11 protein-coding genes are annotated in these 8,460 nt (G+C 70.5%); 9 read left to right on the plus strand and 2 right to left on the minus strand.

The annotated features are described in order from the left end of the window. The 7 genes from V7Q31_RS15685 to V7Q31_RS15715 all read left to right on the plus strand — a co-directional run. Nucleotides 1-1,021, plus strand: a 1,021-nt coding sequence (locus V7Q31_RS15685) for a chemotaxis protein CheA (RefSeq protein ID WP_333834801.1), incomplete at its 5' end; no start/stop codon positions are given. 5 nt (nucleotides 1,022-1,026) lie between these two features. Then, complete coding sequence (locus V7Q31_RS15690) at nucleotides 1,027-1,494, plus strand: chemotaxis protein CheW (protein ID WP_333834802.1); 468 nt, start codon at nucleotides 1,027-1,029, stop codon at nucleotides 1,492-1,494. Continuing rightward, a complete protein-coding gene (locus tag V7Q31_RS15695; RefSeq protein WP_333834803.1) occupies nucleotides 1,491-2,381 on the plus strand; it encodes a CheR family methyltransferase in 891 nt (296 codons plus the stop codon). The genes V7Q31_RS15690 and V7Q31_RS15695 overlap by 4 nt, the downstream gene beginning before the upstream one ends. Next, nucleotides 2,381-2,995 (plus strand): CheB methylesterase domain-containing protein, encoded by a 615-nt coding sequence (locus V7Q31_RS15700; protein WP_333834804.1) that lies wholly within the window; start codon nucleotides 2,381-2,383, stop codon nucleotides 2,993-2,995. The genes V7Q31_RS15695 and V7Q31_RS15700 overlap by 1 nt, the downstream gene beginning before the upstream one ends. Continuing rightward, on the plus strand, nucleotides 2,995-3,384 hold the full coding sequence (locus V7Q31_RS15705) for a response regulator (RefSeq protein ID WP_333834805.1): 390 nt from the start codon (nucleotides 2,995-2,997) through the stop codon (nucleotides 3,382-3,384). The genes V7Q31_RS15700 and V7Q31_RS15705 overlap by 1 nt, the downstream gene beginning before the upstream one ends. 23 nt (nucleotides 3,385-3,407) lie before the next feature. Beyond that, a complete protein-coding gene (locus V7Q31_RS15710; RefSeq protein ID WP_333834806.1) occupies nucleotides 3,408-3,923 on the plus strand; it encodes a chemotaxis protein CheD in 516 nt (171 codons plus the stop codon). An 11-nt stretch (nucleotides 3,924-3,934) separates the two neighbouring features. After that, nucleotides 3,935-4,375: a hypothetical protein gene (locus V7Q31_RS15715; RefSeq protein ID WP_333834807.1), complete on the plus strand. Its 441-nt coding sequence runs from the start codon at nucleotides 3,935-3,937 to the stop codon at nucleotides 4,373-4,375. Between the two features lie 13 nt (nucleotides 4,376-4,388). On the opposite strand, the gene V7Q31_RS15720 is transcribed toward V7Q31_RS15715, so the two are convergent. Then, on the minus strand, nucleotides 4,389-5,540 hold the full coding sequence (locus V7Q31_RS15720) for an endonuclease/exonuclease/phosphatase family protein (protein WP_333834808.1): 1,152 nt from the start codon (nucleotides 5,538-5,540) through the stop codon (nucleotides 4,389-4,391). Continuing rightward, a complete protein-coding gene (gene leuD, locus V7Q31_RS15725; protein ID WP_333834809.1) occupies nucleotides 5,522-6,136 on the minus strand; it encodes a 3-isopropylmalate dehydratase small subunit in 615 nt (204 codons plus the stop codon). The genes V7Q31_RS15720 and leuD overlap by 19 nt, the downstream gene beginning before the upstream one ends. A 102-nt stretch (nucleotides 6,137-6,238) precedes the next feature. On the opposite strand from leuD, the gene V7Q31_RS15730 reads away from it, so the two are divergent. Next, nucleotides 6,239-7,462: an MFS transporter gene (locus V7Q31_RS15730; protein WP_333834810.1), complete on the plus strand. Its 1,224-nt coding sequence runs from the start codon at nucleotides 6,239-6,241 to the stop codon at nucleotides 7,460-7,462. 55 nt (nucleotides 7,463-7,517) lie between these two features. After that, a partial coding sequence (gene leuB, locus V7Q31_RS15735) for a 3-isopropylmalate dehydrogenase (protein WP_333834811.1) occupies nucleotides 7,518-8,460 on the plus strand: 943 nt, incomplete at its 3' end.

Genomic DNA, 8,460 nt, shown 5'->3' on the forward strand with positions numbered 1-8,460 from the left:
CCGCGCCCAGCCGCTCAAGCCGCTGTTCCAGCGCATGAGCCGCATCGTGCGCGAGTTGGCCGACGCGACCGGCAAGCAGGTTCGCCTCGTCACCGAGGGCGAGTGGACCGAGGTCGACAAGACCGTGGTCGAGCGCCTCGCCGATCCGCTCACCCACATGATCCGCAACGCCATCGACCACGGGCTGGAGAGCCCCGAAGCCCGAAAGATCGCCGGGAAGGACCCCGAGGGCGTCGTGAAACTCTCGGCCGCCCACCGCTCTGGCCGCGTGGTGATCGAAGTCTCCGACGACGGCGCCGGGGTGAATCGCGAGAAGGTGCGCAAGATCGCGATCGACAAGGGGCTGGTTCCCGCCGACACGCCGCTGACCGATGCGGAAGTGGACAACCTGCTGTTCCTGCCGGGCTTCTCGACGGTGGACAAGGTGTCGAACATCTCCGGCCGCGGCGTCGGGATGGACGTGGTCAAGAAGTCGATCCACTCGCTGTCGGGCCGCATCTTCCTGAAATCGTGGCCGGGGCGCGGATCGGTCTTCACCATGTCGCTGCCGCTGACGCTCGCGGTGCTCGACGGGATGGTGGTCAGCGTGGAGGGCCAGACGCTGGTCGCGCCGCTCTCGGCCATCGTCGAGACGATGAGCCTCGACGGCGACCGGGTGCGCCCGCTCGGCGACACCGGCTCGGTGATCAAGGACCGCGACGGCTTCGTCCCGATCGTGGACACCGCCGCCGAACTCGGCTTCCGCAGTCAGCGCCGCGTCGGCGAGGAAGGCGAGCGGGGCGTCGCGCTCCTGGTGGAGAGCGAGGGCGGCGGCCGCAGCGCCCTGGTGGTGGACGCGATCCAGGACCAGCGGCAGGTCGTGATCAAGAGCCTCGAGACCAATTACGGCCGCGTCCCCGGCGTGGCCGCGGCGACGATCCTCGGCGACGGGCGCGTCGCCCTCATCCTCGACGTGGACATGCTGGTGGCCCGCGCCCGCGGCGACGGGGCCGGCGAACCGATGATGACAGCAGCGGAGTGAAGCAGATGACCGAGACCAAGGAAGCGGCGAAGGGCGACTCGCTCGAATTGGTGGCCTTTCGCATCGGCGAACAGGAATATTGCGTGGACATCATGGCCGTGCGCGAAATCCGCGGCTGGACCCCCGCGACCACCCTGCCGCATGCGCCGACCTTCGTGCAGGGCGTGATCAACCTGCGCGGCACCGTGCTGCCGATCGTGGACCTCGCCGCAAGGCTGGGACTGGGCCGGGCCGAGCCGACGGCGCGGCACGTCACCATCGTCGTGCAGGTCAACGATCAGGTGGTCGGGCTGCTGGTGGACGCGGTGTCCGACATTCTGACCGTGTCGTCGGAGGAAATCCGCCCGACCCCGGAAGTCGCCTCCGACATCACGCGCCAGTTCGTCAAGGGCGTGTTCGCGCTCGACAATCGCATGATCAGCCTGATCGAGCTGACCGAAGTGCTGCCCAGCTTCGAGCGAGACGCCGCATGATCCAGGCCGCCGCCGCCGCGACGCGCTCGACCGCCGAGTTCGTGCGGACGGCGGCGCCGCGCGAATTCGCCTTCACCGACCGCGAATTCGACAAGATCGCCAAGCGTCTCTACGAGGAGGCCGGCATCGACATGCCGCGCTCCAAGGAGCCGCTGGTCTATTCCCGTCTCGCCAAGCGCATCCGCCAGCTCGGCCTCGGCGGGTTCAAGGACTATATCGAGCTGATCGAGCGCGCGGGCACGGACGAGATCGAGCACATGCTGGTGGCGCTGACGACCAACGTCACGCGCTATTTCCGCGAGCCGCATCATTTCGACGATCTGCGCGCCGCGATCATGCCGGGGTTGATCGAGAAGGCGCGGGCGCGGCGGAAAGTGCGGCTGTGGTCGGCGGGCTGCTCCTCGGGCGAGGAGCCCTATTCGATCGCGCTCACCGTTCTCGAGACGATGCCCGACGCGCGCAGCTTCGACGTCAAGATCCTCGCCACCGACATCAACACGCATGTGCTGCGGATGGGGCGCGCCGGCCTCTATCCGGCGCAGGCGCTGGAGCCCGCGCCCAAGGTCCTGATCGAGAAATACTTCTCCCGCGCCGAGGACGGCGTGATGCAGGCCGGCGAAGAGCTGCGCTCGATGGTCTTCTTCCGGCCCCTCAACCTGATGGGCGACTGGCCGATGCGGGGCCAGTTCGACGTGATCTTCTGCCGCAACGTCGCGATCTATTTCGACGAAAGCACCCAGGCGACGATCTGGCGGCGGCTGGCCGAGAAGCTCGTCCCCGGCGGGCGGCTCTACATTGGCCATTCCGAGCGCATCGGCGGGCCCGCCGCGCAGATGCTGGTCACCGACGGCGTCACCTCCTATCGCCGGGCAGGGGGGGCAGTGTGATGGGCGCTCAGGCAGCGCAGATCGCGGAGGGGACGCGGCTCATCGCCATCGGCGCCTCCACGGGCGGCGTCGAGGCGCTGGTGCAGCTCTTGTCGGGCTTTCCGTGCGATTGTCCGCCGACCGTCGTCGTCCAGCACATGCCGGCCTTCTTCACGGCGAATTTCGCGGGCCGGCTCGACAGCGTCTGCCGCCCGAGGGTCGCCGAGGCGTGGGATGGCGCGCCGCTCGAGCGCGGGACGATCTGGCTGGCGCCGGGCGGCGAGACGCATCTGGAAGTGGTCTGGTCGGCGCAGCGCGTCTGTCGTCTGATCGCGGCGCCGCCGGTGAACCGCCACCGCCCTTCGGTGGACGTGCTGTTCCGCTCCGTGGCGTCCGGGCTTGGGTCGCGCGCGACCGGAGCGCTGCTGACCGGAATGGGACGCGACGGCGCGGAAGGGTTGCTGGAGATGCGCCGCGCCGGCGCCCGCACCATCGCGCAGGACCGCGACACGAGCACGATCTACGGCATGCCGCGCGCGGCGCTCGAACTGGGCGCGGTGGATTTCGGCACGCCCCTGAACCGGATCGCGGAGGCGATCTTCCCGGCGCAAGCCCCGCAGAAGGAGGCGGTCTGATGGCCTTGAAAGACATGCTCGAAATCGCCGTGGTGGACGACACCGCGGTCAGCCGCGGCCTGCTGGTCAATGCGCTCGAAGAGATCGGCATCCGCCATATCGAGATCTTCAAGAACGGGGAAGAGGCGCTCGACCATCTCAAGAAGCGCCCGCGACACCTGGTGATCTCGGACCAGAACATGCCCAAGCTCGACGGGCTGGGGCTGCTGGAGGGGCTGCGCGGCTACGAGCCGACCTCGAAGATGGGCTTCGTCCTCGTGACCGGGAAGAGCGACGCGACGCTGATCGAGCGCGGGCGCAAGTTCCACATGAACAACTATCTCGAAAAACCCATCGATGCGCCGAAGATGAAGAAGTGCATCGAGGACATCGTGGGGTCGCTCGACTGATGCAAGCGCATGCGCAACGCAGGGTGACCGTCATCCAGGGCGAGTGGGTCGTGAGCCACGATCCCGCGCTGGTGATGACGACGATTCTCGGCTCCTGCGTGGCAGCATGCATCCGCGACCCCGAGGCGCGGATCGGGGGCATGAACCATTTCCTGCTGCCCGAGACCAACGCCTCGGTCGCCGCCAGCCGCAGTTTCGAGGCCGAGCGCTACGGCGTGCATCTGATGGAGTTGCTGGTCAACGGCCTGCTCAAGGACGGCGCGCGGCGCAACCGGCTCGAGGCGAAGCTGTTCGGCGGCTGCGCCTTCATGAGCGGGCGTTACGCGGTCGGCGCGCGCAACGTCGCCTTCGCCGAGAAGTTCCTCAAGGCCGAGGGAATCACGCTGGTCGGCGGCGACACGGGCGGGGCGCAAGGGCGGCGCATCGAATATTGGCCGGTGACCGGGCGGGCCCGGCAGATCTACCTGAAGACCCCGCCGCCGATCGAGGCGCCGCCGCCGCCGAAGGCCGTGCGCGGCGGCGAGATCGAATTGTTCTGAGAGGCTGCGCCATGACGTTCCCTCCGGCGAGCAATGGAGCGCGATGCGGGGCCGAGAGTCCGCTCTCGGCGGGCCGGCGCAACGGCGCGGCGCATGAGGTGGAGCTCGCGCCGGTCTCCGAGCTTCTGGCCAATGCGGGCGCCGAGCTGCGGGGCCTGTGCGCGGCGGCCTATCAGGTCGAGGCCGCCGTCGGCGCGCTGATCGAGACGCGGGGCGCGCTCGGGTCCGAGGGGCTGCGCGGGTTGCAGGAGCTCGACCGGCTGATCCAGCACATCGACGGGCTGGCGGATTATCTGGGGGCGCTCGCGGAGGCGTCCGGCGATCTCGGCGAAGTCGATGCGGGCGCCGCCCGCCGGCTGGTCAAGGTCGCGCGGCTCGCCGACGGTCTGGCGGGGCGGCGCGTCGCGCCGGGACCCGCCGACGATCTCGGCGACGGGGTGGAGTTCCTCTGAGGCCCCGCGCGGGTCAACGCCGCGGCGCGATCACGTCCACCCAGACGAGCCGGTGATCGGAGCTTGCGATCCGGTCGCCCTCGCCGACGAGGCGGCGCAGCCTGTCGCCGGGCGCCGGCCAGAACACGCCCGACCCCGCGATCTCCAACTCCGCGGACGGCAGGACGAAATCGACACGGAGCGCGCCGGGGCCTTCGGGCGGCTTGCGGAACGCGGCGGTGTCGAGTGCCGGGTCGCCGGCATGTCCCGGATCGGCCGCCGCCGCGCCGCCCGCGCTGCGGGGCTGTGGATCGGTCAGGCGGGGATGGGCGAGCAGGGCCGCGATGGCCTCGCGCCGCCCGTCGCCGTCGGCGGGGTCGGCGTTGAGGTCGCCGAGCAGGGCGAAGGGCGCGGTCGCTGCCCCGCCGCGCACGCCCTGATCGTCGGTCATCCAGTCCTCGCCGGACAGATAGCGCGTCCAGAATCCGATCTCGTCGGCGTTGCGACGCCCGTTCGCGTCCTCCGGCCCGTCGAAGACCGGGGGCGTGGGGTGGCTGGCGAGGATGCGCAGCTCGCCGCCGGGCGCGGCGATCCCGATATCCCAATGGCTCTTGGAGGAGAGGCGCAGGGCGGCTTCGGCCTCGGGCGCGTAGTGACCGGGCGGGATGAGGTTTTCGGGCATCTGCGACCAGAGCAGCGTCTGGAACGTGCGCGCCCCGGCGATGGGAAAGCGGCTGAGCAGCGCCATCGCGTAATGGCCCTCGTGCAGCCCGAACCCTTGCGCGTCGCGCGGGCGGCGCACCTCGCCGTCGCCGTCGAGGTCGTGGCCGGTCAGCAGGCCGGTGTTGGAGGGCGGCGCGAAGCTGTGGGGGTAGTCGATCCCCTCGGCGCCGCGGCGGCCCTCGCGCAACGTCTCGACGAACAGGCCGAGCGCCGTTCCCGCGTCGTCCCGGTCGATCTCGAGCAACAGCACGATGTCGGGGCGGACGCGCTGGACGATCTCGGCGACGGCGTCGATCTGGCGGGAGCCGAGGCGCAACTCATGGGCGAGGGCGCCTGCGACGTCGCGACTCAGCGCCGTGTTGAAGACCGCCACGCGCAGCGCGCCGGGGGCGGGAGGCGGGGGATCGGCCAGCGCCGCCCCCGCCGCGAGCAGCAGGGCCGCGGTCAGGCCGCGCCGAGCCAAGGGGCGGTCTGCGCGCGCCGCGCCTCGAACTCGGCGATGGCGTCGGCCTTCTCCAGCGTCAGGCCGATGTCGTCGAGCCCCTCCATCAGGCAGCGCTTGCGGAACGGGTCCACTTCGAAGGCGATGCAGCCGCCGTCGGGGCCCGTGATGGTCTGGCTTTCGAGATCGACGGTGAGGATCGCGTTGGCGCCGCGCTCGGCGTCGTCCATCAGCTTGTCGACTTCCTCCTGCGGCAGCACGATCGGCAGGATGCCGTTCTTGAAGCAGTTGTTGTAGAAGATGTCGGCGAAGCTCGGCGCGATCACGCATCGGATGCCGAAGTCGAGCAGCGCCCAGGGCGCGTGCTCGCGCGACGAGCCGCAGCCGAAATTGTCGCCCGCGACGAGGACCTTCGCGTCGCGGTAGGCCGGCTTGTTCAGCACGAAGTCGGGCTTCTCCGACCCGTCCTGATCGTAGCGCATCTCGTCGAACAGGTTCACGCCGAGGCCAGTGCGCTTGATCGTCTTCAGGAACTGCTTGGGGATGATCATGTCGGTGTCGACGTTGATCAGCGGCAGCGGCGCCGCGACCCCGGTGAGCGTGACGAACTTCTCCATGCGCGCGGCCTCCGGCTGCGGGGGCGACCCCCCGATGAGCGCTCTCTTTAAGGCCGCGCGCGCGCCGCTGGCAAGCGCGCGCGGCGCGGCGTATGACGCGCCATGATCCCGCGCAGCTTTCTCGCCGAGAACGCCCGCTGGCTCGCGGCGGGGGCGGCGCTCACCTTCGCCTCGAGCTTCGGCCAGACCTTCTTCATCGCGCTGTTCGGGGCCGAACTGCGCGCAGAATTCGGCTTGAGCCATGGCGGCTGGGGGGCGGTCTACACGGCCGGCACAGTCGGTTCGGCGGCGCTGCTGACCGTCGCGGGCGCGCTGTCGGACCGCTTCCGCGCCCGCGCGCTGGCGGCGGCGGTACTCGCCGCCTATGCCGGCGTCTGTCTGGGGATGACGCAGGTTTCGGGTCCGGTGGGGCTGGCGTTGGTCGTGTTCGGGCTGCGCTTCTGCGGGCAGGGCATGATGAGCAACATCGCGCTGACGGCGATGGCCCGCTGGTTCAGCGCGCAGCGGGGGCGGGCCGTCGCCATCGTGGCGCTGGGCTTCTCGGTCGGCGAGGCGGCGCTGCCGGCGGCGACCGTCGCGCTGATGGGCGTTGCGCCGTGGCGGGCGGCGTGGGTCGCGGCGGCGGCGTTCCTGCTCGCGCTGATCCCGGCGATGTTCTGGCTGCTCGCGCGCGAGCGCACGCCGCGCCAGCTCGCCGAGGAAAGCAGCGTGCTCGGCATGGACGCGCGGCACTGGACGCGCGAACAGGCGCTCGGCGAGCGCGCTTTCTGGGCGGTGAGCCTCGGCGTGCTGGCGCCGCCTTTCGTCAACACCGCGCTGTTCTTCCACCAGACGACGCTGGCGGAGACCAAGGGCTGGAGCCTCGGCCAGATCGCCGCCGCCTTCCCGCTCTACTCGGCGCTGACCATCGGGGCGAGCTTCGCGGCGGCGGCGGCGGTGGACCGATACGGCGCGCGCCGGCTGCTGCCGCTCTACCAGATCCCAATGGCCTGCGCGGCGCTCGCGCTGTCGCTGGGCGACGCCGTCTGGGTGGTGTGGCTCGTCTTCGCGCTGGTGGGGCTGACGCAGGGGGCGGCGGTGGCGCTGCTCGGCGCGATCTGGCCGGAGCTGTTCGGCACGCGCCACATCGGCGCGATCCGGGGCGTCGCGGTGTCGGCGATGGTGTTCGCCACCGCCGCCGGGCCGGGGATCACCGGCGGGCTGATCGACCTCGGCGTGCGGCTCGAGACGCAGTTCCTCGGGATGGGCGCGCTCAGCCTCGCGGTGTGCGCGCTGTTCGGGCTGCTGTCGCCCCGGCTCGGACGGCGCCTGCCGGCCCGCGCTTGACGCGCCTTTCGCGCTGGTCTTTACCTCGCGCGCCTTTCCACCGGAGACCTGCGCCATGTCCGACCGCTCCCTGCTCATCCTCGCCGGCGACGGCATCGGCCCGGAAGTCATGGGCGAAGTGCGCCGGGTGATCGACTGGTTCGGGTCGCGCGGGGTCGCCTTCTCGGTCGAGGAGGACCTGGTCGGCGGCGCCGCCTACGACGTCCACGGCAAGCCGCTCGCGGACGCCACCATGGCGCGTGCGCAGGAGGTCGACGCCGTGCTGCTCGGCGCCGTGGGCGGGCCGAAATACGACGCGCTCGACTTCTCGGTGAAGCCCGAGCGCGGGCTGCTGCGGCTGCGCAAGGAGATGGACCTGTTCGCCAATCTCCGCCCCGCCCAGTGTTTCGAGGCGCTGGCGGACGCCTCCAGCCTCAAGCGCGAGGTGATCGCCGGGCTCGACATCATGATCGTGCGCGAGCTGACCTCGGGGGTCTATTTCGGCGAGCCCCGCGGCGTGAGCGTCGAGAACGGCGTGCGCGTCGGCGTGAACACCCAACGCTACACCGAGGACGAGATCGCCCGCGTCGCCCGTGCGGCCTTCGACCTCGCGATGAAGCGCAACCGCAAGCTCTGCTCGATGGAGAAGGCGAACGTCATGGAATCGGGGATTCTGTGGCGCGACGTGGTGAGCGAGGTGGGCCGCGACTATCCCGACGTCGAACTCTCGCACATGTACGCCGACGCCGGCGCGATGCAGCTGGTGCGCTGGCCCAAGCAGTTCGACGTGATCGTGACCGACAACCTGTTCGGCGACATCCTGTCCGACATCGCCGCGATGCTGACCGGGTCGCTGGGCATGCTGCCCTCGGCTTCGCTCGGCGCGCCGATGGCCAATGGTCGGCCCAAGGCGCTCTACGAGCCGGTCCACGGCAGCGCGCCCGACATCGCGGGGCAGGGGCTCGCCAACCCGATCGCCTGCATCCTCAGCTTCGCGATGGCGCTGCGCTATTCCTTCG

This window comes from Rubrimonas sp., from assembly GCF_036788415.1.
Classification (GTDB): Bacteria; Pseudomonadota; Alphaproteobacteria; order Rhodobacterales; family Rhodobacteraceae; genus Rubrimonas.